General features: G+C 71.5%; 27 protein-coding genes and 1 riboswitch. Of the genes, 13 read left to right on the top strand and 14 right to left on the bottom strand.

The features are described from left to right. Position 1 precedes the first annotated feature (1 nt). Positions 2-1,279 (bottom strand): adenosylmethionine--8-amino-7-oxononanoate transaminase, encoded by a 1,278-nt coding sequence (locus ABZ823_RS18860; protein ID WP_361661086.1) that lies wholly within the window; start codon positions 1,277-1,279, stop codon positions 2-4. Next, on the bottom strand, positions 1,272-2,483 hold the full coding sequence (bioB, locus tag ABZ823_RS18865; protein WP_361661089.1) for a biotin synthase BioB: 1,212 nt from the start codon (positions 2,481-2,483) through the stop codon (positions 1,272-1,274). The genes ABZ823_RS18860 and bioB overlap by 8 nt, the downstream gene beginning before the upstream one ends. Positions 2,484-2,629: 146 nt before the next feature. On the opposite strand from bioB, the gene ABZ823_RS18870 reads away from it, so the two are divergent. Next, positions 2,630-3,757 carry an 8-amino-7-oxononanoate synthase gene (locus tag ABZ823_RS18870; RefSeq protein WP_361661317.1) on the top strand — a complete coding sequence of 376 codons (1,128 nt, stop codon included), beginning with the start codon at positions 2,630-2,632 and terminating at the stop codon, positions 3,755-3,757. Between the two features lie 134 nt (positions 3,758-3,891). On the opposite strand, the gene ABZ823_RS18875 is transcribed toward ABZ823_RS18870, so the two are convergent. After that, entirely contained in the window at positions 3,892-4,116 is a 225-nt protein-coding gene (locus ABZ823_RS18875) for a DUF397 domain-containing protein (protein WP_361661092.1), read from the bottom strand. A gap of 9 nt (positions 4,117-4,125) precedes the next feature. Beyond that, positions 4,126-4,986, bottom strand: a complete 861-nt coding sequence (locus ABZ823_RS18880; RefSeq protein WP_361661095.1) for a helix-turn-helix transcriptional regulator — start codon at positions 4,984-4,986, stop codon at positions 4,126-4,128. A 250-nt stretch (positions 4,987-5,236) separates the two neighbouring features. Here ABZ823_RS18880 and ABZ823_RS18885 point away from each other — a divergent pair, with 250 nt between their 5' ends. Beyond that, on the top strand, positions 5,237-5,695 hold the full coding sequence (locus tag ABZ823_RS18885; RefSeq protein WP_361661098.1) for an ATP-binding protein: 459 nt from the start codon (positions 5,237-5,239) through the stop codon (positions 5,693-5,695). 111 nt (positions 5,696-5,806) lie between these two features. On the opposite strand, the gene ABZ823_RS18890 is transcribed toward ABZ823_RS18885, so the two are convergent. The 4 genes from ABZ823_RS18890 to ABZ823_RS18905 all read right to left on the bottom strand — a co-directional run bounded on the left by ABZ823_RS18890 (position 5,807) and on the right by ABZ823_RS18905 (position 8,516). Beyond that, a complete protein-coding gene (locus ABZ823_RS18890) occupies positions 5,807-6,343 on the bottom strand; it encodes a DUF6328 family protein (protein WP_361661100.1) in 537 nt (178 codons plus the stop codon). A gap of 143 nt (positions 6,344-6,486) precedes the next feature. Continuing rightward, positions 6,487-6,960 carry a C40 family peptidase gene (locus ABZ823_RS18895; protein ID WP_361661102.1) on the bottom strand — a complete coding sequence of 158 codons (474 nt, stop codon included), beginning with the start codon at positions 6,958-6,960 and terminating at the stop codon, positions 6,487-6,489. A 3-nt stretch (positions 6,961-6,963) separates the two neighbouring features. After that, positions 6,964-7,159: riboswitch (cyclic di-AMP (ydaO/yuaA leader) on the bottom strand. Positions 7,160-7,567: 408 nt separating this feature from the next. Then, the gene (locus ABZ823_RS18900) at positions 7,568-7,873 is read right to left on the bottom strand and encodes a hypothetical protein (protein ID WP_361661105.1); all 306 of its coding nucleotides are present in this window, start codon (positions 7,871-7,873) and stop codon (positions 7,568-7,570) included. A 7-nt stretch (positions 7,874-7,880) separates the two neighbouring features. Then, positions 7,881-8,516 carry an ATP-dependent Clp protease proteolytic subunit gene (locus ABZ823_RS18905; protein WP_361661108.1) on the bottom strand — a complete coding sequence of 212 codons (636 nt, stop codon included), beginning with the start codon at positions 8,514-8,516 and terminating at the stop codon, positions 7,881-7,883. A gap of 156 nt (positions 8,517-8,672) precedes the next feature. Here ABZ823_RS18905 and ABZ823_RS18910 point away from each other — a divergent pair, with 156 nt between their 5' ends. From ABZ823_RS18910 to ABZ823_RS18945, 8 genes are all read left to right on the top strand, one after another. Beyond that, a complete protein-coding gene (locus ABZ823_RS18910; protein ID WP_361661110.1) occupies positions 8,673-8,948 on the top strand; it encodes a type II toxin-antitoxin system Phd/YefM family antitoxin in 276 nt (91 codons plus the stop codon). Between the two features lie 367 nt (positions 8,949-9,315). Beyond that, complete coding sequence (locus tag ABZ823_RS18915) at positions 9,316-9,618, top strand: urease subunit gamma (protein ID WP_361661113.1); 303 nt, start codon at positions 9,316-9,318, stop codon at positions 9,616-9,618. A gap of 18 nt (positions 9,619-9,636) precedes the next feature. After that, a complete protein-coding gene (locus tag ABZ823_RS18920; RefSeq protein ID WP_361661116.1) occupies positions 9,637-9,948 on the top strand; it encodes an urease subunit beta in 312 nt (103 codons plus the stop codon). Continuing rightward, positions 9,941-11,662, top strand: a complete 1,722-nt coding sequence (locus ABZ823_RS18925) for an urease subunit alpha (protein WP_361661119.1) — start codon at positions 9,941-9,943, stop codon at positions 11,660-11,662. Before ABZ823_RS18920 ends, ABZ823_RS18925 begins: the two co-directional genes overlap by 8 nt. Continuing rightward, positions 11,662-12,336: an urease accessory UreF family protein gene (locus ABZ823_RS18930; RefSeq protein ID WP_361661122.1), complete on the top strand. Its 675-nt coding sequence runs from the start codon at positions 11,662-11,664 to the stop codon at positions 12,334-12,336. The genes ABZ823_RS18925 and ABZ823_RS18930 overlap by 1 nt, the downstream gene beginning before the upstream one ends. Before the next feature lie 112 nt (positions 12,337-12,448). After that, positions 12,449-13,126 carry an urease accessory protein UreG gene (gene ureG / locus ABZ823_RS18935; RefSeq protein ID WP_361661125.1) on the top strand — a complete coding sequence of 226 codons (678 nt, stop codon included), beginning with the start codon at positions 12,449-12,451 and terminating at the stop codon, positions 13,124-13,126. Continuing rightward, a complete protein-coding gene (locus ABZ823_RS18940; protein WP_361661128.1) occupies positions 13,114-13,878 on the top strand; it encodes an urease accessory protein UreD in 765 nt (254 codons plus the stop codon). The genes ureG and ABZ823_RS18940 overlap by 13 nt, the downstream gene beginning before the upstream one ends. Positions 13,879-14,015: 137 nt before the next feature. Beyond that, entirely contained in the window at positions 14,016-15,614 is a 1,599-nt protein-coding gene (locus ABZ823_RS18945; RefSeq protein WP_361661132.1) for an alpha/beta hydrolase, read from the top strand. A gap of 89 nt (positions 15,615-15,703) precedes the next feature. On the opposite strand, the gene ABZ823_RS18950 is transcribed toward ABZ823_RS18945, so the two are convergent. From ABZ823_RS18950 to ABZ823_RS18965, 4 genes are all read right to left on the bottom strand, one after another. After that, entirely contained in the window at positions 15,704-16,429 is a 726-nt protein-coding gene (locus ABZ823_RS18950) for a lysophospholipid acyltransferase family protein (RefSeq protein WP_361661135.1), read from the bottom strand. A gap of 189 nt (positions 16,430-16,618) precedes the next feature. Beyond that, positions 16,619-16,813, bottom strand: coding sequence for a hypothetical protein (locus ABZ823_RS18955; protein WP_361661138.1), 195 nt, complete (start codon positions 16,811-16,813; stop codon positions 16,619-16,621). A 111-nt stretch (positions 16,814-16,924) separates the two neighbouring features. Further along, on the bottom strand, positions 16,925-17,293 hold the full coding sequence (locus ABZ823_RS18960; protein ID WP_361661141.1) for a low affinity iron permease family protein: 369 nt from the start codon (positions 17,291-17,293) through the stop codon (positions 16,925-16,927). A gap of 9 nt (positions 17,294-17,302) precedes the next feature. After that, entirely contained in the window at positions 17,303-17,794 is a 492-nt protein-coding gene (locus ABZ823_RS18965) for an STAS domain-containing protein (protein ID WP_361661144.1), read from the bottom strand. Between the two features lie 134 nt (positions 17,795-17,928). On the opposite strand from ABZ823_RS18965, the gene ABZ823_RS18970 reads away from it, so the two are divergent. The 3 genes from ABZ823_RS18970 to ABZ823_RS18980 all read left to right on the top strand — a co-directional run bounded on the left by ABZ823_RS18970 (position 17,929) and on the right by ABZ823_RS18980 (position 19,887). Further along, positions 17,929-18,273 carry a helix-turn-helix domain-containing protein gene (locus tag ABZ823_RS18970; RefSeq protein WP_361661147.1) on the top strand — a complete coding sequence of 115 codons (345 nt, stop codon included), beginning with the start codon at positions 17,929-17,931 and terminating at the stop codon, positions 18,271-18,273. 86 nt (positions 18,274-18,359) lie between these two features. Then, positions 18,360-19,388: an SDR family oxidoreductase gene (locus ABZ823_RS18975; RefSeq protein WP_361661150.1), complete on the top strand. Its 1,029-nt coding sequence runs from the start codon at positions 18,360-18,362 to the stop codon at positions 19,386-19,388. Between the two features lie 22 nt (positions 19,389-19,410). Further along, positions 19,411-19,887, top strand: a complete 477-nt coding sequence (locus ABZ823_RS18980) for a TIGR00725 family protein (RefSeq protein ID WP_361661152.1) — start codon at positions 19,411-19,413, stop codon at positions 19,885-19,887. Between the two features lie 266 nt (positions 19,888-20,153). Here ABZ823_RS18980 and rocD read toward each other — a convergent pair whose 3' ends face one another. Both rocD and ddaH read right to left on the bottom strand, forming a co-directional pair. Continuing rightward, complete coding sequence (rocD, locus tag ABZ823_RS18985; RefSeq protein ID WP_361661155.1) at positions 20,154-21,374, bottom strand: ornithine--oxo-acid transaminase; 1,221 nt, start codon at positions 21,372-21,374, stop codon at positions 20,154-20,156. Continuing rightward, on the bottom strand, positions 21,371-22,228 hold the full coding sequence (gene ddaH, locus ABZ823_RS18990; protein WP_361661158.1) for a dimethylargininase: 858 nt from the start codon (positions 22,226-22,228) through the stop codon (positions 21,371-21,373). The genes rocD and ddaH overlap by 4 nt, the downstream gene beginning before the upstream one ends. Positions 22,229-22,301 lie beyond the last annotated feature (73 nt).

Here is a 22,301-nt window from a genome sequence, read left to right on the forward strand (position 1 = left end):
GTCAGCCCTCCTGTGCCGCCGCGCACACCGCGTGCGCGATCCGTGCCACGTCCGCGTCCCCCGTCACATACGGCGGCATCGTGTAGACGAGGTCGCGGAACGGCCGCAGCCACACGCCCTCGCGCACCGCGGCCCGGGTCGCCGCCGCCATGTCCACCTGGTGGTCGAGCTGGACGACGCCGATGGCGCCGAGCACCCGCACCTCGCGTACGCCGGGCAGGTCCCGCGCCGGAGCGAGGCCCTCCTTCAGGCCCGTCTCGATCCGCTTGACCTCCGTCTGCCAGTCCTGCCCGAGCAGCAGGCCGAGCGAGGCGCAGGCAACGGCCGCCGCCAGCGGGTTGCCCATGAAGGTGGGTCCGTGCGCGAGCACCGGCACCTCGCCCCGGGAGATCCCCTCGGCCACGCGCGGGGTGCACAGCGTCGCCGCCATGGTCAGGTAGCCGCCGGTCAGCGCCTTGCCGACACACATCACATCCGGGGTCACCGCCGCGTGGTCGGCGGCGAACAGCGCGCCCGTACGCCCGAACCCGGTGGCGATCTCGTCGAACACCAGCAGCACGTCGTGCGCGTCGCACGCCTCGCGCAGCACCCGCAGATACGCGGGGGAGTGGAACCGCATGCCGCCCGCACCCTGGACCACCGGCTCGACGATCACCGCGGCCAGCTCGTCCGCGTGCCGTGCGATCGCCGCACGCAACCGTTCGGCGTACGACTCATCGAAGGCGGCCGGCGGCGCCTCGGCGAACACCTGCCGGGGCAGGACGCCCCGCCACAGCTCGTGCATGCCGCCCTCGGGGTCGCACACGGACATCGGGTGCCAGGTGTCTCCGTGGTAGCCGCCGCGCCAGGTCAGCAGCCGCTGCTTGGCGGGGCGGCCGAGCGAACGCCAGTACTGAAGGCACATCTTGACCGCGACCTCGACCGACACCGAGCCCGAGTCGGCCAGGAACACGTGCTCCAGACCGTCCGGCGACATGTCGACAAGGAGCTTCGCCAGCCGGACGGCGGGCTCGTGGGTGAGCCCGCCGAACATCACATGGCTCATGCGTGACAGTTGCTCGCGCGCGGCCTCGTTGAGCACCGGGTGGTTGTAGCCGTGGATCGCCGACCACCAGGACGACATGCCGTCGACGAGTTCGTAGCCGTCGGCCAGGCGCAGCCGCACCCCGCTCGCCGACTCCACCACGAGCGGCTCCTGCCGGCCCGGCATGGGGCCGTACGGATGCCAGACGTGCTGCCGGTCGAGCGCCAGCAGCACGTCCACGGACAGCTCAGGCATTGGGCGCGAGATCCGTTCCGGCACCCCGGCGGCGCACGGCGACCAGGTCCGTCCGGGCCTCGCCGACCTGCGGCACGGCAGCGGAGCCGCACACACTGCCACCCTCGTGCGACCCGCACGCGCCACCCTCGTGCGACCCGCACCCGGCGCCCCCGGAGGACCCGCATCCGGCGTCGGCGTGGGACCCGTGACCGGCCGCCGCCCGGTGCTCGGGCAGCGTCACCTGGTCCGTGCCCTCCACCTCGAATCCGGCGTCCGCGATCATGTCCAGGTCGGCCCTGCCCGCCTGGCCCTCACTGGTCAGATAGTCCCCGAGGAAGATGGAGTTGGCCAGGTGCAGGGCCAGCGGCTGCATCGTGCGCAGGTGGACCTCCCGGCCGCCCGCGATGCGCACCTCGATGTCCGGGCACACGAACCGGACCATGGCGAGGATCCGCAGACACCGCTGCGGCGTCAGGTTCCACTCCTTCGCCAGCGGCGTGCCCTCGAACGGGATCAGGAAGTTGACGGGCACCGAGTCCGGGTCCAGCTCCCTCAGCGAGAAGACGACGTCCACCAGGTCCTCGTCGCTCTCGCCCATGCCGGCGATCAGCCCGGAGCAGGCCGAAAGCCCGGCGGCGTGCGCCTTCTGCACCGTGTCCACCCGGTCGGCGTAGGTGTGGGTGGTGGTGATGTCCCCGTAGGTCGCCTCGGAGGTGTTGAGGTTGTGGTTGTAGGCGTCGGCGCCCGCGGTGCGCAGTCGTTCCGCCTGACCGTCCGAGAGCAGACCGAGGCAGGCGCACACCTCTACGCCCTCGTTCTGCTCCTTGATGGTCCTGATGGTGTCGGAGACCCGGTCCACGTCCCGGTCGGTGGGCCCGCGGCCACTCGCCACCAGGCACACCCGCTTGGCGCCGCCCGCGACGCCGGCCGCCGCGGCCTGCGACGCCTCGTCCGGCTTGAGCCAGGTGTACTTGAGGATGTCGGCCTTCGAGCCGAGCCGCTGGGAGCAGTAGGAACAGTCCTCGGGGCACAGGCCCGACTTCAGGTTGACGAGATAGTTGAGTTTCACCCGTCGGCCGAACCAGTGGCGGCGCACCTTCCCGGCCGCGGCCACCACATCGAGCACGTCGTCGTCGGAAGTGGCGAGGACGGCCAGAGCTTCCTCGCGGGTCGGCATCTCGCGCCGCAGCCCCTTGTCCACCAGCGTGTTCAGCAGGTCCATGAGAGTCGATCCTGTCCTACGTGACCGGCCCGGGCCAAGGAGGGAGTGCACAACAGACACGGTTCGACGTGTGGGTATCGCCACACCCTGGGCGGCTGGAGGTCCCGTTAGTGTCTGTGCACTGCCTACAAATGCCCGGAGGACCGATGGCGTTCGGCTGGATCGACGAACAGGCGCGGGCGCGCCGCCGGGCCGGACTCGTCCGCGCGCTGCGCCCCCGCGCCGCCGACTCCCCGCTCCTCGACCTCGCGGGCAACGACTACCTGGGCCTGTCCCGCCATCCGGAGGTCACCGAGGGCGCGGCGCGGGCGGCCCGGCTGTGGGGCGGGGGCTCTACCGGTTCCCGGCTCGTCTCCGGGACGACGGAACTCCATGGCGAGCTGGAGCGCGAGCTTGCCGGCTTCTGCGGCTTCGAGGCGGCGCTCGTCTTCTCCTCCGGCTACGCGGCCAACCTCGCGGCGGTCACCGCGCTCGCTCCGCACGGTTCGCTGATCGCCTCCGACGCGGGCAACCACGCCTCGCTCATCGACGGCTGCCGGCTCGCCCGCGGCACCACACAGGTCGTGGCGCACGCCGATCCGGAGGCGGTGCGCAAGGCGCTCGACCCCCACTGCGGGCCCGCCGTCGTGGTCTCCGACACGGTGTTCTCGGTGGACGGCGACGCGGCCCCGCTGGCCGATCTGGCGGAGGCCGCGAGGGAGTTCGGGGCCGGGTTGATCGTCGACGACGCGCACGGGTTCGGCGTGCTCGGGTCCGGAGGCCGGGGCGCTCCGCACGCGGCCGGCCTCGCGGGCGCGCCGGACGTGGTGGCGACGGTGACGCTGTCGAAGTCGCTCGGCAGCCAGGGCGGGGCCGTTCTCGGCCCGGCGCGCGTGATCGACCATCTGGTCAACGCGGCACGGACGTTCATCTTCGACACCGGGCTTGCCCCGGCGGCGGTGGGCGCGGCACTCGCGGCGCTGCGTCTGCTGCGCCGCGAGCCGGAGCGTGCCGCACGGGTCCGCACGGTGGCGACGGCCCTGCACACCCGCCTCACGGCCGAGGGCCATGAGGCGGTGCGCCCGGACGCCGCCGTGGTCTCCGTGCGGGCACCCTCCCCCGAACTGGCCGTACGGTGGACGGCGGACTGCCGGGCGGCCGGAGTAGCCGTCGGCTGTTTCCGTCCGCCGTCCGTGCCCGACGGCATCCCACGGCTGCGGCTGACCGCCCGTGCGGATCTCACCGACGGGCAGGTCGAGCACGCCGTGCGCGTGATCGGCGAGACACGACCGTGAGTCGGCGAGACGGCCGTGCATCGCTCGTCGCACGCGAGTGACGCGTACGCAACCGTGAGGGGAGTACTCCGTCAGAGGTGACGACGAATTCGACTCGAAATTGGCTCAAACAAGTCCGAGTCGACTGGGCATGATCAGCTCAGTCCGGTCAGAAACTCCTTCCAGGCCTCGGAAGTGAAGAGCAGGGCCGGCCCGGTCGCGTTCTTGGAGTCGCGCACGGCCACCAGTCCCTGCCAGGGGCCGGTGCCCGGACGGGCGGTCTCGACGCAGTTGTTCATTCCCGTACTGCGGCTGCTGCGCAGCCACCGTACGCCGTGCAGGAAGGTACTGGCAGGGATGTGCCGAGGCGGTGCTGACATGATGCCTCCTTACGCATCGCCGGCCAACGCGGCGATGTAATCCAACGAGTCCTCGGGCGAAAAGGCGTGGATCCGAAGGGAGTCGAAGGCCTCGCAGTAGGCCTGGAGGTCTTCTTTCCGTTCGAGGTAGAGGCTACTCGTCAAGTGGTCGAGAACGACCACATCCAGATCAGATCTGCTCGGGAATGAGAAGATAACGAAAGGCCCGGTGATGCCGATGTGCGCCCCGGCGGCGAATGGCAGCACCTGCAACCGCACATGGGGCAGCCGGGCCGCTTCCACGAGCCGCTTCAGCTGGCGCGCCATGGTCTGCGGACCGCCGACCTCCCGGCGCAGCACGGCCTCGTCCAGGACGGCGCTCAGCCGCAGCGGCGACTGCGCACGCAGCACCTCCTGACGGGCCAGCCGTACCTCCACCAGGGCGTCCAGCTTGGCGTCCTCCAGGGCGCCCACGGCGGCCCGTGTCACCGCGTGGGCGTACTCCGGCGTCTGGAGCAGGCCCGGCACCACCGAGGTCTCCAGCGTGCGCATACCGCTCGCCTGGGACTCCAGGCTGATGAAGTCGCGGTAGGCCGGTGGCAGCACCCCGCGATAGGCGTGCCACCAGTTCTGCCGGCCACCGCCGTCCTCCGAGCCCGCCAGCACGAGCAGCAGCTCCCGCAACTCGGGGTCCTCGACGCCGTAGGCGTCCAGCAGCAGCCGTACGTCCCCCGGCTTGACCCCGCTGGAGCCCGTCTCGATCCGGCTCACCTTCGACTGGTGCCAGCCGACGAGGGCGGCGGCCTCGCCGCTCGTGAGGCCCGCCCCGGCGCGCAGGCCGCGTAGTTCGGCGCCGAGTTTGCGGCGGCGCACCGCTGGTCCGTACTGCATGGCCGACTCCCTCCGCACGGCGCGCGGCTTTCACGGCGACGGTAGAGGATGACCCCGAAGGCGGCCTGAATACGGTCGGTCGTCGCAGAGTTCACCGCTTCGAGCGACAGATATATGCATATCTCGGGGGATCGCACCCGGGCGAGCCCCGGTGATGGCAGTCTGACGCGCAGCACCAAGTCCGGGACCGTTCCCGAACCAAACCGTTCCGAGTCGGACTCCGGTCCCGTGGGAAAGGGACGACGTCGCCATGGCAGACCATCAGGAAGCATCCGTCACTCTGCCGAGCGATCCCGCCTCGGTCTCCGCCGCTCGAAAATACGTCTCGGACGTCCTCACCGAATGGGGCCTGCCGAGCGACGCCGAAGTCGCCGACACCGTTCGCCTGATCGTGTCCGAGCTGGCGACCAATGCCGTGCAGCACACCCTCGGGCAGTCGCCGACGTTCACGGTCGACATCGCACTCGCGCGGGAGGAGATACTGCGCATCGGCGTCACGGACAGCCATCCGCGTTTCCCCAGGCGGCTGCCCGCCTCCGTGCAGCAGGACAACGGCCGGGGCATGGTGATCGTCCGCTGGCTGACCACCGAGTACGGCGGGACGCTCAGTGTGCGGCCCACCCGTGAGGGCGGCAAGACAGTCGCGATCGTGCTGCCGTGGACCGTTCCGGTGCGGTCGGTCACGGCGGCGGGACAGCAGGAGCCCTGAAACGGCGGGACGGCGTCCGCCCCGCCTGATCGGCGGGGCGGGTTCCGGTCCGGTCGTGGTGCCGGTGTCGGCGCAGACGTGCCGGGGCGGCCACGCGGACCCCGGAGGCGGTCACCGGGAGTGCGCCGACACTCCTGGGTCGTCTGCTTCACCCCGAGTCGCCCGCGACCTGACGAGCGAGCGTCGCACCAGCAGCGGCAGGAAGTGCCACAGGCCCACGCACACCAGGAGCGTGACCGCGCCGCCGACGATGCCGGCGGTTCGGCCGAGTGACACGTCCACGACCAGCAGCACCGCGCCGGTGAACGCCAGCGTCAGCACCGCCATCCCGGCGGCGGCGAGGCGGGAGGAGATCTGCACGATGACGGGCTTGGCGTTCTGCTGGAAGAGTATCCGGTGCAACGAGGCCGGCGCCGTGAACAGGGCCGCGGCCACCACGGACAGCAGCAGGGTGGTGACGTACGTGACGCGCTGGGCCAGATCGAGGGACGGGAACCGCTGGGTGAACGCAAGGGTCAGCAGGAACGCGAAGAGGATCTGCACACCGGTCTGGGTGACGCGCAGTTCCTGCAACAACTCGGCGAAGTTGCGGTCGGCGCGCTCCAGGGGTGTCTCGTCCCGTGCCTGGAGGGGTGGTCGGTCGGTCATGGCGGACGAGTAACCGCTGCGGACCGCTTCACGCCCCTCTTGCGAGGTCAGGGCACACCCCGCGGAGGGAAGGCACCCCCGCGGGGTGAGGGCATGCCCCTGCGGGGTGACGGCGCACCCGTGCCGTCACCCCGCCCGCCGGGTCAGCGGACCCGGCCGTACCAGACGCTCTTGGTCCAGATCTTCTCGAGCCGCACGACCGACCCGCTCTTCGGGGAGTGCCAGATCTTTCCCTTCCCGGCGTAGATGCCGACGTGGTAGACGTTCCGGCCCGAGTGGAAGAACACCAGGTCGCCCGCCTTGCGGTGGGAGGCGGAGATGTGGTGCGTCTTGTTGTACTGAGCCGCGGCCGTACGGGGCAGGGCCTTGCCCGCCTTCTTGTACGAGTAGAGCGTGAGCCCGGAGCAGTCGAAGCGACGCGGTCCGGCGGCCCCCCACTTGTAGGGAGCCCCCTTCTTGGACGCGGCGACCTGGAGCGCCTTGGTCCCCGGGGACGCGGCCGCCGCGTCGGCTGCGGCGCCGGGGACCGCGATGCTGCCGCCGACGGCGGCGAGGGTGAGGGCCGAGGCCGTGCCGGCCCGGGTCAGCAGCGACGGGACACGATTGAGCGCAGTCATGCGCAACCCTTCGTCAGCCGCCTGTGAAGGATGACCTGTCGGATTCGGGCTGGCGAAGTAGCCCGGCCGCTCGCGCGGCTTCACCCCAAGGACCGGCCGGATCTCTCCGGCGGCCCGCCATGCTGGGTCCTCCACTCCTGCCGATCCACTCCTGTCGACCGGTCATCCGGGCGGCGGCAGGACTCGGCGTCCGCCCGGACCGCCCCGCCGCGGTGGCGGGGGCTTGTCGTCAGGAAGGGATCTTCGCCCAGGGATGTCGGAAAATCACAATGCAATCGAGGGTTTGTGGCATTACTCACCACTCACCCGTTCGGCTGGACGCCCCTGTATCGGGGGGCCGTTGGGGGGATCGACGAGGCCGGGACCTGCGACGGAGCGGATTCCCGCGCCCTGTTGCCAGACGCTCGGCCCACCTTTTCCGGGCTCCCGGACGGAGCAGCGTCTACGCCGGCCAGGGGTACGCCATTTGGTCCGTTTGAAACCGGCTCCGGGCGTACCGTCCGCGTGCCGCGCGTGCATGGAGGCGGGGGCCGTGGACAACTCCCCAGGTGTGGCGCGCTGGTCACCGGCCGTCAGCCGGTGCCCACCGAGCCCTGCAGCCCCTCCGTCACTGCGGTCCCGGTGGCACCGCGACCCGGGCCGTGCGGCGCTCGCCGTCCAGGACGCGCAGGGCCCGGGCCAGGGTGGGGCCGTGCAGTTCGTGCTCCCCGCGCTGGTGCATGACCGTCAGCGCGTCGCGCAGGGCCGCCGCCTTGCTCGCCAGGGCCTGGGCGGCGCGCAGGCCGCGGTAGGTGTCCCCGGAGTGCACCGGGTTGATGCGTCCGAGCAGATCGACGACGTCGAGGTAACGGTCGATCAATTCCGCCTCGGCGCCGGTCAGTGCGGGCAGTGGGGGAAGTTCGGGTGGCAGCATCGGTGGCTCACCTCGCGCCGGACGCGGTCCGCGACGCCTTGCGGCTCGGGATGATGCCGTCGACCAGTCCGTACTCCACCGCGGCCGGTGCGTCGAGGATCGTGTCCCGCTCGATGTCGGCGGCGATCCGCTGCGGGCTCTGTCCCGTGTGGCGTACGAGCATCTCCTCCAGCCGCGCGCGGACGCGCGTCAGTTCCCCGGCCTGGATCGCCAGATCGCTGGCCTGCCCCTGCACCGGCTCCGGCAGGGACGGCTGGTGGATCAGCACGCGCGCGCCGGGCAGCGCGAACCGCTTGCCCGGAGTCCCCCCGGCCAGCAGCACGGCGGCCGCGGACGCCGCCTGGCCGAGGCAGACCGTCTCCACGTCGCAGCCGACGTACTGCATCGTGTCGTAGACGGCGGTCATCGCAGTGAACGAGCCGCCCGGGGAGTTGATGTACAGCGAGATGTCGCGGTCCGGGTCGAGGTACTCCAGATGCATGAACTGCGCCATCACGTCGTTCGCCGAGGTGTCGTCGACCGGCGTCCCCAGGAACACGATCCGTTCGTCCAGCAGCTTCGCGTAGGGATCGAGGGTCCGGTGCCCATAGCCGGTCCGCTCGGTGAACTCGGGCAGCACATGGCGGGCGGACGGTCGGTTCATGACACAGGCCTCCTCGGAATCGCGCTTCTGTAAGAAATGTACAGGACGTACGCACCTGTGTGAGGTGATACACGCTGAGAGCGAAAAGGGGCGGACTCCGGTCCGAGCGATCTTCGCCCCGGGGGCCTGCCGGAGCCACGGTCTAAGCTGGATCGCATGGCCTACGAGATTCCGGTGACGCAAGCCAGGGCTGAGCTCGCCGATCTGATCAACCGCGTGGTGTACGGCGGCGAGCGTGTCGTCGTGACGCGGCACGGAAAGCCTCTCGTCGCCCTGGTCTCCGCCGCCGACCTCGAGCGGCTCGCCGCACTGGACGCCGCGGAGGAGCAGGTGATCAGCTCGGTCTCCGGCGTCCGCGAGGTCCCCTCCGTACCGGGCGAGCGACGCCGCTTCGGCATCACCGCGGAACACCGGGGACCCAACACGTCCTGACGGCCGGCGCATGACGACGTGGCGCCCCACTGCACATGGCCCCCGAGCGGGCCGTCCTTCGCCACCGAGATCCCGAGCGTGGTGTGCTGCGGGGTGAGAACGCGATCTCCGATCCGGTGCCGTCCTCCGCGCCGACCGGGGCGACGTACACCTGTAGTCGCATCAGCAACAGGTCACGGCTCGCGCCAGCCCTCGCCACGCCTGTTCCGCGGCCTTGACGGCCTCGTGGCCCTCCGCGGATCCGGCCTGGTTAACGCGCGCGAAACGCGGTCCAACTAGCCTGCCCATCCACGCCACCAGGGACTTTGCCCCGTGGCTGCGGCAACCGGGCCCCGCACGGTCCGGAGCGAGGACTGTGAGGTGGGACGTGCAGCTGACCCCGCACGAGCAAGACAGGCTCCTGATCCACGTGGCGGCCGACGTGGCGGAGAAGCGCCGGGCCCGAGGGCTCAGGCTGAACCACCCCGAGGCGGTCGCACTCATCACGTCGCACATCCTCGAAGGCGCCCGTGACGGCCGTACGGTCGCCGAACTCATGGCCTCCGGACGCACGCTTCTCACCCGGGACGACGTCATGGAGGGCATCCCGGAGATGATCCACGACGTCCAGGTGGAGGCCACCTTCCCCGACGGCACCAAGCTCGTCACCGTCCACGACCCGATCGTCTGACCGGGGGAAACGGCCACCATGATCCCCGGAGAGATCCTGTTCGCGGACGGGCCCGTCGTCTACAACGAGGGTCGCGAGGTCACCCGTGTGACCGTGCTCAACGCCGCCGACCGGCCCGTCCAGGTCGGCTCCCACTACCACTTCGCCGAGGCCAACCCGGGGCTGGGCTTCGACCGCGCGGCCGCGCGCGGCAAGCGGCTGAACATCGCCGCCGGCACCGCCGTGCGCTTCGAGCCCGGCATCCCCGTCGACGTGGAACTCGTCCCGCTCGCCGGCGCCCGTGTCGTGCCCGGTCTGCGCGGGGAGACCGGAGGTGCTCTCGATGCCTGAGATCTCGCGCGCCGCGTACGCGGACCTGTTCGGGCCGACCACCGGCGACCGCATCCGGCTCGCCGACACCGATCTGCTGGTCGAGATCGAGGAGGACCGCTCCGGCGGGCCGGGTCTCGCCGGGAACGAGGCGGTGTTCGGCGGCGGCAAGGTCATCCGCGAATCCATGGGCCAGTCGCGGGCCACGCGTGCCGAGGGCGCCCCCGACACCGTCATCACCGGCGTCGTCGTCATCGACCACTGGGGCGTCGTCAAGGCCGATCTCGGCATCCGTGACGGCCGGATCAGCGGCCTCGGCAAGGCCGGCAACCCGGACACGATGGACGGCGTCCACCCGGCACTGGTGATCGGCCCCGAGACGGAGATCATCGCGGGCAACGGCCGGATCGTGACCGCCGGAGCCATCGACGCCCATGTCCACTTCATCTGCCCCCAGATCGCCGACGAGGCGCTCGCCGCGGGCATCACCACCCTGGTCGGCGGCGGCACCGGACCGGCCGAGGGCTCGAAGGCGACGACCGTCACCCCCGGACCCTGGCACCTGGCCAGGATGCTGGAGGCGATGGAGGGGTACCCGCTCAACCTCGGCCTCCTCGGCAAGGGCAACACCGTCTCGCACGACGCGATGCTCTCCCAGATCCGGGGCGGCGCCCTCGGCCTCAAGCTGCACGAGGACTGGGGCTCGACGCCCGCCGTCATCGACGCCGCGCTGACCGTCGCCGACCGCACCGGCATCCAGGTCGCGATCCACACGGACACCCTCAACGAAGCCGGATTCGTGGGCGACACGCTCGCCGCCGTGGCCGGGCGCGGCATCCACGCGTACCACACCGAGGGCGCGGGCGGCGGGCACGCGCCCGACATCATGACCGTGGTGTCCGAGCCGCATGTGCTGCCCAGCTCGACCAACCCGACCCGGCCGTTCACCGTCAACACCGCAGAGGAACACCTCGACATGCTGATGGTGTGCCACCACCTGAACGCGGCGGTACCCGAGGATCTCGCTTTCGCGGAGTCACGGATCCGGCCGTCCACGATCGGCGCGGAGGACATACTGCACGACCTGGGCGCGATCTCGATCATCTCCTCCGACTCCCAGGCCATGGGCCGTGTCGGCGAGGTCGTCATGCGGACCTGGCAGACGGCCCACGTGATGAAGCGGCGGCGGGGAGCCCTGCCGGGCGACGGCCGCGCGGACAACCATCGCGTACGTCGCTATGTCGCCAAGTACACGATCAACCCGGCCCTCGCCCAGGGGCTCGCCCACGAGATCGGCTCCGTCGAGACCGGCAAGCTCGCCGACCTGGTCCTGTGGGAGCCCGCGTTCTTCGGCGTCAAGCCCTACCTTGTGATCAAGGGCGGCCAGATCGCGTACGCGCAGATGGGCGACGCCAACGCCTCCATCCCGACCCCCCAGCCGATCCTGCCGCGCCCCATGTACGGGGCGATCGGGCGGGCTCCGGCCTCGAACTCGGTCAACTTCGTGGCCTCCCTGGCGATCGAGGACGGGCTGCCGGAGCGGCTCTCCCTCGGGAAGAGGTTCGTGGCCATCGAGTCGACGCGCGGAGTCACCAAGGCGGATATGCGCGAGAACGACGCCCGGCCCCGGGTGCGGGTCGACCCCGACAGCTTCGCCGTGCACATCGACGGCGAGCTGGTCGAGGCCACTGCGGCCGCAGAACTGCCCATGGCCCAGCGCTACTTCCTCTTCTGATGACCAGGGCAGCACTTCTCGTCCTGGCCGACGGCCGCTTCCCCGCCGGAGGGCACGCCCACTCCGGCGGGGCCGAGGCGGCCGTCCGCGCCGGGCGGATCACCGGGGCCCCGAGCCTGGAGGACTTCTGCCGCGGACGGCTGCACACCGCCGGGCTGGTGTCGGCGTCCCTCGCCGCGGCGGCCGCGCTCGGTGTGGACCCCCTCACGCTGGACGCCGCCGCGGACGCCCGTACACCGTCGTCCGCGCTCCGTATCGCCGCGCGCAGGCTGGGGCGGCAGCTCATGCGGGCGGCGCGGGCCACCTGGCCCTCCGCCGAACTGGACGCCCTGGCACGCGAGTTCCCCAAGGGGGCCCACCAGTCGGTGGTGCTGGGACTGGCGGCCCGGGCCGCGGGTCTGGGGGCGCAGGACGCCGCCTACTGCTGCGCGTACGAGAGTGTGAGCGGGTCCGCGACCGCGGTCGTACGGCTGCTGAGCCTGAACCCCTTCGACGCGTCGGCCGTTCTCGCACGGCTGGCGCCCGAACTGGACCGGGTGGCCGACCGCGCGCGGGAGGCGGCCCGGCGCGTCCTGGACGGCGGGGTCGAGGTCCTGCCCGCGGCTTCGGCGCCCCTGTTGGAGATCAGTGCGGAGGACCATGCCGCATGGCCCGTACGTCTGTTCGCGTCGTAGACCTTGCCGGGTCCGGGGGCGCCGCCCCCGGGCCCCGTTCGCCCTGAACGGCCTCGTCCCCCTCGCCGGACGGGCCGGCCATGACCACCCCCGGCCACCTGGAGCCGCAATCATGCACCTCGACCACATCCACGACGGCCCCACCGCCGTCTCCGCCGACGCCCACCGCCCGGACGGAAGGCGCCGTGCCCTGCGGATCGGGCTCGGCGGACCCGTCGGATCCGGCAAGACCGCCACCGTCGCCGCCCTCTGCCGCGTCCTGCGCGACGAGCTGTCCCTCGCCGTCGTGACCAACGACATCTACACCCGTGAGGACGCCGACTTTCTTCTGCGGGAGGCCGTGCTGCCGCCCGAGCGGATCACCGCCGTGGAGACGGGAGCCTGTCCGCACACGGCCATCCGGGACGACATCTCCGCCAACCTCGAAGCCGTGGAGGACCTGGAGGACGAGGTCGGGCCGCTCGACCTGATTCTGGTCGAGTCCGGCGGGGACAACCTCACCGCCACGTTCTCCAAGGGGCTTGTCGACGCGCAGATCTTCGTCATCGACGTCGCGGGCGGGGACGACATTCCACGCAAGGGCGGCCCCGGTGTCACCACCGCGGACCTGCTCGTCGTGAACAAGACCGATCTCGCGCCGCACGTCGGGTCCGATCTCGCCCGAATGGCCGCCGACGCGAAGGCGCAGCGGGCCGAACTGCCCGTCGTGTTCCAGTCCCTGCGGAGCGAGGCCGGCGTCGGAGAGGTGGCCGGCTGGGTGCGGGCGCAGCTCGGCGCGTGGACGGCGTGACGACGGGAGTACGGGCCACCGCACGGATCGTGGCCCGGGACGACGGCCGGGGCGGAACGTCCCTGCCGGTGCTGGCGGGCGAGGGACCGCTCGCGCCGCGGCGCACGCGCGCGAGCGGTCACGAGGCGCGGGTCATGCTGGTGGGCGCGATGAGCGGGCCGCTCGGCGGGGACCACCTCACGGTCGAGGCGGACGTGGGCGCAGGCGCCCTGCTCCATGTGGGGTCGGCCGCCGCCACCATCGCCCTGCCCGGACAGGCCCCGGGACAGGCCCGCTACGATATCCGGCTCGAGGTGGCCGCCCGCGGCGAACTGCGGTGGCTGCCGGAGCAGTTGATCTCGGCCCGGGGCAGTGAGCTGTCGGTCTCCTCGCGCATCGACCTCGCACCTGGCGCCCGCCTCGTCTACCGCGAGGAGCAGGTCCTCGGCCGTGTCGGAGAGGACCCCGGACGGCTCACCAGCCGTCTGACCGTACGGCTGGCCGGGCGCCCGCTGCTCGACCAGGAGGTGGCCTGCGGGCCGGGTGCCCCCGGCGGGTGGGACGGGCCCGCCGTGCTGGCGGGACGCCGGACGCTCGGGCAACTTCTTGTGGCCCGGCCGGAGTTCGAGGGCAGCCCGGTGGCGGCGCGCCCGCTGGGGGAGTGGGCCGCGCTCACCCCGCTCGCCGGGCCCGCCGTGCTCGTCACCGCGGTCGCGCCCGACGCGCTGCGCCTGCGCCGGGTACTGGACGAGGCGCTGGACAGCCTCGACTGACCGGTGCTGCCCGCTCGGCGGAGCGCCGTGTACCGGTTATCGGATTGGTAAAGAAAGCCCAACCCCCCCTGTTCCCAGGGAACTCACAGCAGAAAGGATCCCCGTACCTATCGCAACCTTGTACGGGGAGGTCCCACTTGAGGGGAATCAGACCGACGAGACGAGCGACCGCGCTCGGCTCAGCGGGAGCGCTCGTCACGGCGACGCTGATAGCCGGTGCCGTGGCGGCGCCGTCGGCCGCCGCCGACTCGCGCCACGGCCAGAACCCGGAGGCCCGGGGCGTCGCGATCGCCGCCGCACGCGCCGCCAAGGACGGGATCGACTGGCAGGACTGCCCGGCCGGCTGGGGACTCGAGAAGCCCATCCAGTGCGGCTGGGTCACCGTCCCGGTCGACTACGCCCGCCCGAACGGCAAGCAGATCAAGCTCGCCGTCGACCGCATCGCGAACACGGGCACCAAGACGGAGCGCCAGGGCGCCCTCGTCTACAACCCCGGCGGCCCCGGCGGCTCCGGACTGCGATTCCCGCGCCGGGTCACCACCAAGAGCCCGCTGTGGACCAACGTCTCGAAGGCCTACGACTTCGTCGGCTTCGATCCGCGCGGTGTCGGCCACTCGGCGCCCATCTCCTGCGCGGACCCGCAGGAGTTCGTGAAGGCGCCCAAGGCGGACCCGGTCCCCGACTCCGAGGCGGACAAGCTCGCCCAGCGAAAGCTCGCCCGTCAGTACGCGGAGGGCTGTGCCAAGCGCACCGGCCGGGCGATGCTCGAGCAGATGACCACGCCCAACACCGCGCGCGACCTGGACGTCATCCGGGCCGCCCTCGGCGAGAAGAAGCTCAACTACCTGGGCGTCTCCTACGGCACCTACCTCGGCGCCGTCTACGGCACCCTGTTCCCGGGCCACGTCCGCCGCATGATCGTCGACAGCGTGGTCAACCCGTCGCGGGAGAACATCTGGTACCAGGCCAACCTGGACCAGGACGTCGCCTTCGAGGGCCGCTGGAAGGACTGGGAGGACTGGGTCGCGGCGAACGACGCCTCCTTCCACCTGGGCACCACCCGCGCCGCGGTGCAGGAGAAGTGGCTCCAGCTGCGCGCCACGGCGAAGAAGAACCCGATCGGCGGCGTCGTCGGCCCGGCCGAGCTGATCTCCTTCTTCCAGAGCGCCCCGTACTACGACTCCTCGTGGGTGCCGGTCGCCACCGTCTTCAGCAAGTACGTCGCCGGTGACACCCAGGCACTCGTCGACGCGGCGGCGCCCGATCTGTCGGACACGGCGGGCAACATCGCCTCCGAGAACGGCAACGCCGTCTACACGGCCGTCGAGTGCACCGACGCCAAGTGGCCTACGAGCTGGCAGAGGTGGAACCGGGACAACACCCGGCTCAACAAGGACTACCCCTTCATGACGTGGGCCAACGCCTGGATGAACCTGCCGTGCGCCACCTGGCCGGTCAAGCAGCGGACCCCGGTGGAGGCCAGGACCGGCAAGGGTCTGCCGACCGTCCTGATCGTGCAGTCCACGCGTGACGCCGCCACACCGTTCGACGGCGCGGTCGAACTGCACAAGCGCTTCAAGGGCTCCCGCCTGATCATCGAGAAGGACGCGGGATCCCACGGCGTGACCGGTCTGGTCAACCCGTGCATCAACAGCCGGGTGGACACGTACCTGCTCACCGGCAAGACGGACGGCGCGGACGTGACCTGCGCGCCGCACGCCACGCCTAAGCCGTAGGCGTAGTCGTACGCACGCGTCGTACGAGCCGTCGTACGCACGCGCGAAGGGGGCGGCCGGACATCGGCCGCCCCCGGTCGCGTCCGGGCTCAGCCCAGCGGCATCCGCGGGAACCTGGCGGTCTTCTCACCCGCCGCCCCCGCCTCCTCGGCCTTGACGACCGCCGCGTACCGGTCGACGTACTCCTGGCCGGACAGGGACAGGATGGCGTACATGATCTCGTCGGTCACGGCGCGCAGCACGGTCTTGTCGTCCTCCAGACCGGCGTAGCGGGAGAAGTCCAGGGGCTTGCCGAAGCGGATCGTCACGGGACGGACGCGGGGGATGGTCCGGCCGGGCGGCTGGGCCTCGAACGTCCCGATCATCGCGCACGGAACCACCGGGACCTGGGCCTTGAGGGCCATCACGGCGACGCCCACCTTGCCCCTGTACAGGCGCCCGTCGTGGGAGCGGGTGCCCTCGGGATAGATGCCCAGCAGCTCGCCCTTGCGCAGTACGCCGAGGCCCTCGCGGATCGCGGCCTGTCCCGCGTCCTTGCCGGAGCGGTCCACCGGGATCTGGCCGGCGCTGCGGAAGAACGCGGCGGTGAGACGGCCTTTGATGCCTGGCCCGGTGAAGTACTCGGCCTTCGCGAGGAACGTGATGCGGCGCTTGAGGATCGCGGGCATCAGGAAGTGGTCGGAGAAGGAGAGGTGATTGCCGGCGACGATGGCCGGTCCATCCGCCGGCACATGGGGAAGACCCTCGATCCGCGGCCGGAAGACCAGTCTCAGCAGGGGACCGAGAAGGACGTATTTGAGCAGGTAGTAGAACAAGGGCCTCGCTCCTCACTCCGGCGGATCGGCACGACCGCCGCGTTCCAGCAGCTCAACCGGCATGTGATGGGGTGCCAGTGTAGGGTCGGGCGCGATCGGCGGGAACCGGGCGGACCGGACTCGTGCCGGGCCCCGGGCGGGGGCCCGGCCGAGGTGAGGGAAAGACGGTGCGAAGATCAGTCCTACTGATTACAGGTAGTCTTCGTCGTCCTGCTTCGGGTACACAGACGTCGACTCGCCGTCCCGGCGACGGCCGTGCTGCTGCTGTTCCAGCCGGTGCTGGCGTTCCTGGCGCTCCTGTTCCTGGGCGCCGAGGGTCTCCTCGGTCATGTCCCTGAGGTGGCCCGACTCGTCCTCGAACGGGTGGCGTTCCCGGTCGGTCATGGCGGCTCACTCCTCGACGAGGTGAGACAGAGGTGAGGCGGGGGGTGTGGCTCCGCCCCCGATCAGCCTGGCATGGGTGGCACGGCGCTGCATATCGGCAGGCGGGCCTGTCTATGTCTCCTCCTCCATGCGGATCGAGTCCCGGAGTTCTTTCAGGGCGCGGCTGTCCTTGCCCTCGTTCATCTCCAGCAGGGCGCGGGCGATCGCGTCGAGCTTGCGCTGAATGGCGTGCTCCGCCCGCATCTCCGAGTTCTTGAGCAGGGCGAGCAGCAGCAGGGTGACCGCGGTCATGGACTCCCCCGCGAGCAGGAGCAGCTCCAGGGACAGCTGGGCGGCGTGGGCGGCGACGAAGAACCCGACGAAGGCCAGACAGATCAGGAAGAACAGCGGGGAGCTCGTCAAGTTGGAGGCTCTCTCCGCCAGTTGCTCGAACTTGCCGCGCCGGGGGCCGCCGCGCTCGGCCGGGCTCTGAAAGGTCATGAGGAAGCCTTACCCCGCTCCTGCCGCCCCCCTGGGCGGGCGTGCCGCCGATCGGTCGTCGCGTGGCGGGGCATGCACCCGGCCGGGGGAGCGCGACGCCGACCCGGCGGTGGCATCGGTCGAGCCGAACAGCGACCGGGTGTCGGTCAGCGTGAGCAGCCTCCGCACAGCCGGCCCCGTGGCCCCGAGGGCGAGGACCTTGCCGTCCTTGAGGGCCCGGCGCCGCACGCAGAGCAGAACGTTGAGACCGGAGCAGTCACAGAAGCGAACCGCGCCCATATCGAGATCGACGCCGGTCACCGAGCGGCGCAGGGCCTCCCGCAGGGCACCGTGCAGCGCCCGCTCCGTGTCGAGGTCGACCTCGCCCGAGATCACCGCGGCCACCCGGTCCCCGTCGTCGTGGGTCTCCACACTCAGGCCCGAGCGCCCCGGGGAGTGGGTGCGGCCCGCACACGCGGCGCCGTCCGGGCTCTGCGGCTCGGGACGTACGCGCTCCGCCATGGCAGCCTCCCGAGCCGGTCCGGACGCGACCCCGTAGCCCCAGGCTCTGCCCGTCCCGTGTCGCCTGTCAAGGCATACCGGAAATCCCTTTCGTCCTTTTGTATTCATGTACCCGGCCGCCTACCCTCAAAGACATGGCAGGAGTGCCTGAGCCGCACACCGGGTGGACGTTCCTCACCAACCACGCACGCGTGCTTGCCGCGATCGCCGACGACCGGACCAGCCGCATCCGTGACATCGCCGCCCGCTGCCGGCTGACCGAACGCGCCGTCCAGAAGATCATCTCGGACCTGGAACAGGACGGCTACCTCACCCACACCCGCGAAGGCCGCTCCAACACCTACCGCATCCAGCCAGGCACACTCCTCAGGCACCCGGCCGAGGCGAGTCTGAGCGTCTCCGACCTGCTCGCGCTGCTCGCGCGGCACGGCGCCCGGCACGGCGCCCCGCGCCCCAGCCGGCAGCAGCAGCACCCGTGACGCAGTGACGCAGTGACGCCCTACGGGGTGTGCAGCTCCTGCGCGCACCGGGTACTCGCATCTCCCGGTCACGAGAGGAGCAGACAGTGAGCACCGCAACGGGTAAGAAGATCGTGGTCACGGGCGCCACCGGCAACGTGGGCACCAGCCTCGTACGCCTGCTCGCCGAGGACCCGGACGTGGCCGGCGTGCGGGGTCTCGCACGCCGTATCCCCGACCTGGGTCCCGATCGGGTGGAGTGGTCGGAGGTCGACCTCACATCCGAGGGGGCCGACCTGGTGAAGGAGTTCGACGGCGCGGACGCGGTCGTCCACCTGGCGTGGGCGTTCCAGCCGACGCACGATCCGGTCGCGACCTGGGAGACGAATGTGCTCGGCAGCATCCGGGTCTTCGAGGCCGTCGCCGCCGCCAAGGTGGGCACGCTGGTGCACGCCTCCTCCGTCGGCGCGTACTCCCCGGGCCCCAAGGACCACGCCGTCGACGAGTCCTGGCCCACGCACGGCTGGCCGGACGCCGCCTACACCCGGGAGAAGGCCTACCTGGAGCGGACCCTCGACGCCTTCGAGTACGAGCACCCCGGAACCCGGGTCGTCAGGATGCGGCCCGCCTTCCTGTTCAAGCGGGAGTCGGCGAGCGAACAGCGGCGGATCTTCGCCGGCCGGTTCCTGCCCGGACCACTGGCCCGGCCTGAACTGCTGCCGTTCCTGCCGGACGTCGCCGGGCTGCGGGTGCAGGCCCTGCACACCGACGACGCGGCGCGCGCGTACCAGCTCGCGATCCACGGCGACGTGCGCGGCGCGTTCAACCTGGCCGCCGATCCGCCCCTGGACGCGGCCGTCCTGGGCGACCTCCTGGGCTCCCGCCCGGTGCGGCTGCCACGCACCGCCGCACGGTCGGCGATCGCCGCCGCGTGGGGACTGCGTCTGCTTCCCGCCTCACCGCACCTCTTCGACGCCGTGCTGCGCCTGCCGCTCATGGACTGCTCCCGTGCGCACAGCGAACTGGGATGGCGGCCGCGGCAGACGGCGACCGAGGTCCTGGAGGAGTTCCTCCAGGGCCTCCAGGAGGGCGCGGGCGCGGCGACCGCCCCCCTGCACGGCCGCAAGGTCGGCTGAGGGGCCGTTCGGGCGGGCCGCTATGGCGATACAGGTGGCGGTGTGCGGGCCGGCGCGGTGCGGGGAGCGCGAGTGGGGACTCGCCCATGAACTGGGGCGGCTGCTTGCGGACCGCGGAGCAGTGGTGGTCTGCGGCGGGCACGGCGGGGTGATGGCCGCTGTCGCGGCAGGCGCCCGGTCGCGCGACGGCCTGGTCGTCGGGGTTCTGCCGGGGGCCGACCGCAGCGGTGCCGGGCCGGATCTGAGCGTCGCGGTCGCCACCGGCCTCGGGCAGGCACGCAACAGTGTGATCGTCCACAGCGGGGACGCCGTCGTGGTGGTCGGCGGCTCCTGGGGCACCCTCTCGGAGCTGGCGCTGGCCATGCGCCGCGGCGGGGTGCCCGTGGTCCAGCTCGGCGACGGCTGGCGACTCGCCGACGCCGACGGACGGGAGATACCGGGCGTGCGGCACGCGCGGACGCCCGCCGAGGCGCTCGACCTCACGGGACTGTGGGCCTGAGCCGCACTGTGGGCCTGAGCCGACGCGTCGACGCCGCAGTTCGCGCTCCGGCCTCTTCCCGCGCGTCCGGTACGGCCCGTCGCAGGGGCCGCGCGCGGGTGGACCACGCGTGCCACAGAGCGCGCCGGCGACCGTACGGGCCTCGCAGGCGGCGAGACGGGTCGCCGGAGCGCTCCACCTCCGGTGGCGGTCGACCGCGGACGGAGGCCACCACCACGGCTCCCGGGAGCCCCTCGTCGCGCTCCCGGGTGCCGTCGTCGCGGACCTCAGGCCGTCAGGACCCGCTCCAGTGCCTCCAGCGCCGATCCCAGCTCCTCGCCTGTGATCGTCAGCGGCGGGGCCAGGCGGATCGTGGAGCCGTGGGTGTCCTTGGCGAGGATGCCCTCCCGCATGAGGCGCTCGCTGATCTCACGGCCGGTGCCGATCGCGGGGTCGATGTCCACGCCTGCCCACAGCCCGCGCGAGCGGAAGCCCACGACACCCTTGCCGAGGAGCGCGGTGAGACCGTCCCTCAGCAGTACGCCGGACTCGGCCGCCGCGCGCTGGAACTCCCCCGTCTCCAGAAGACCGACGACCGCCGATCCGACCGCCGCGGCCAGCGGGTTGCCGCCGAACGTGGAGCCGTGCTCGCCCGGCTTGAGGACGCCGAGCACCTCACGGCGCGCGACCACCGCGGACACGGGCACGATGCCGCCGCCGAGCGCCTTTCCGAGCAGCAGGACGTCCGGCACGACCCCCTCGTGGTCCACGGCCAGGGTGCTGCCGGTGCGGCCGAGGCCCGACTGGATCTCGTCGGCGATGAACAGACACCCGGCGCGGCGGGTGAGGTCACGGACCCCGGTGAGATAGCCGTCGTCGGGGATGATCACGCCCGCCTCGCCCTGGATGGGCTCGATCAGCACGGCCGCCGTCGTCTCGTCGACGGCCGCCTCCAGCGCGGCCAGGTCGTTGTACGGGACGATCCGGAAGCCCGGGGTGAACGGGCCGAAGCCCGCCCGCGCCGTCTCGTCGGTGGAGAAGCTGACGATCGTCGTCGTACGGCCGTGGAAGTTGCCGGCCGCCACCACGATCGTCGCCCGGTCGGCCGGCACGCCCTTGACCTCGTACGCCCACTTGCGGGCCACCTTCACGGCGCTCTCCACCGCCTCGGCGCCCGTGTTCATCGGCAGGACCATGTCCAGGCCGGTCAGCGCGGCCAGGGACTCCGCGAACTCGGCGAGCTGATCGTTGTGGAAGGCGCGCGAGGTGAGGGTCAGACGGTCCAGCTGGCGGTGCGCGGCCTCGATCAGCACCGGGTTGCGGTGGCCGAAGTTGAGGGCCGAGTAGCCGGCGAGCATGTCGAGGTAGCGGCGGCCCTCGACGTCCTCCACCCAGGTGCCCTCGGCGCGCGCCACCACCACGGGCAGCGGGTGGTAGTTGTGCGCGAGGACCGGCTGTTCGGCGCTGATCAGCTCGTCGGACGAACGCGTACGGGCGGGTGCGGTCATGAACGGATCTCCTGAGTGCAGCACTTGATGCCGCCGCCGGCCTTGTGGAACTCGGACAGGTCGACGGGGACGGGGTCGTAGCCGTGGTCGGCGAGCCGGGCGGCGAGCGCCTCGGCGCGGGGGGCGATGAAGACGTGGCGCCCGTCGGAGACGGAGTTGAGACCGAACGCCATGGCGTCCTCGCGGGTAGCCGGCACCGCGTCCGGGTAGAGGCGGGCGAGCACCTCGCGACTGCCGGGCGAGAACGCTTCCGGGTAGTACGCGATGTTGTCATCGTCGAGGACGAACAGCGCCGTGTCCAGGTGGTAGAAGTACGGGTCCACCAGGGTCAGGCTGATCACCGGGTGGCCGAAGAACTCCTGTACCTCGCGGTGCGCCTCCCGCGTCGTACGGAACCCGGTGCCGGCCAGCAGGTAGCGTCCCGTCCAGACCAGGTCGCCCTCGCCCTCGCAGACGGACTCGGAGCGGTGCACGTCGTAGCCGGCCGCCTTGAACCACGTCTCGTAGTGGTCGGACTCGGGGCGCCGCTCGGGAAAGTGGAAGAGGGAGCCGAAGACGCGGCCGTCGACGACGACCGCCGAATTCGCGGCGAACACCATGTCCGGGAGGCCGGGGACCGGATCCACGGCGTCGACGGTGTGGCCGTGGTCGCGGTAGGCGCGGATGAGTCCCTGCCACTGCTCCTGGGCCAGATCCACGTCGACCCTCTTGTCGGGATGCATCCACGGGTTGATCGCGTACTGCACGGCGAAATGTCTGGGTTCGCAGACGAGGAAGCGCCGCCGGCGCGGCACACGGCTTTCGGCCACAGAGGGGTTCCTCCGCTTCCTGGGGTGTCGAGTGAGGGTTGACACAAAGGTAGGAAGCCGCCGAGACGGCCGACAAGAAACAATGGCTGCGTCTTCGCGCAGCAACGCTGCGTCTTCG

Source organism: Streptomyces sp. NPDC047079 (genome assembly GCF_040643755.1).
Classification (GTDB): domain Bacteria; phylum Actinomycetota; class Actinomycetes; order Streptomycetales; family Streptomycetaceae; genus Streptomyces.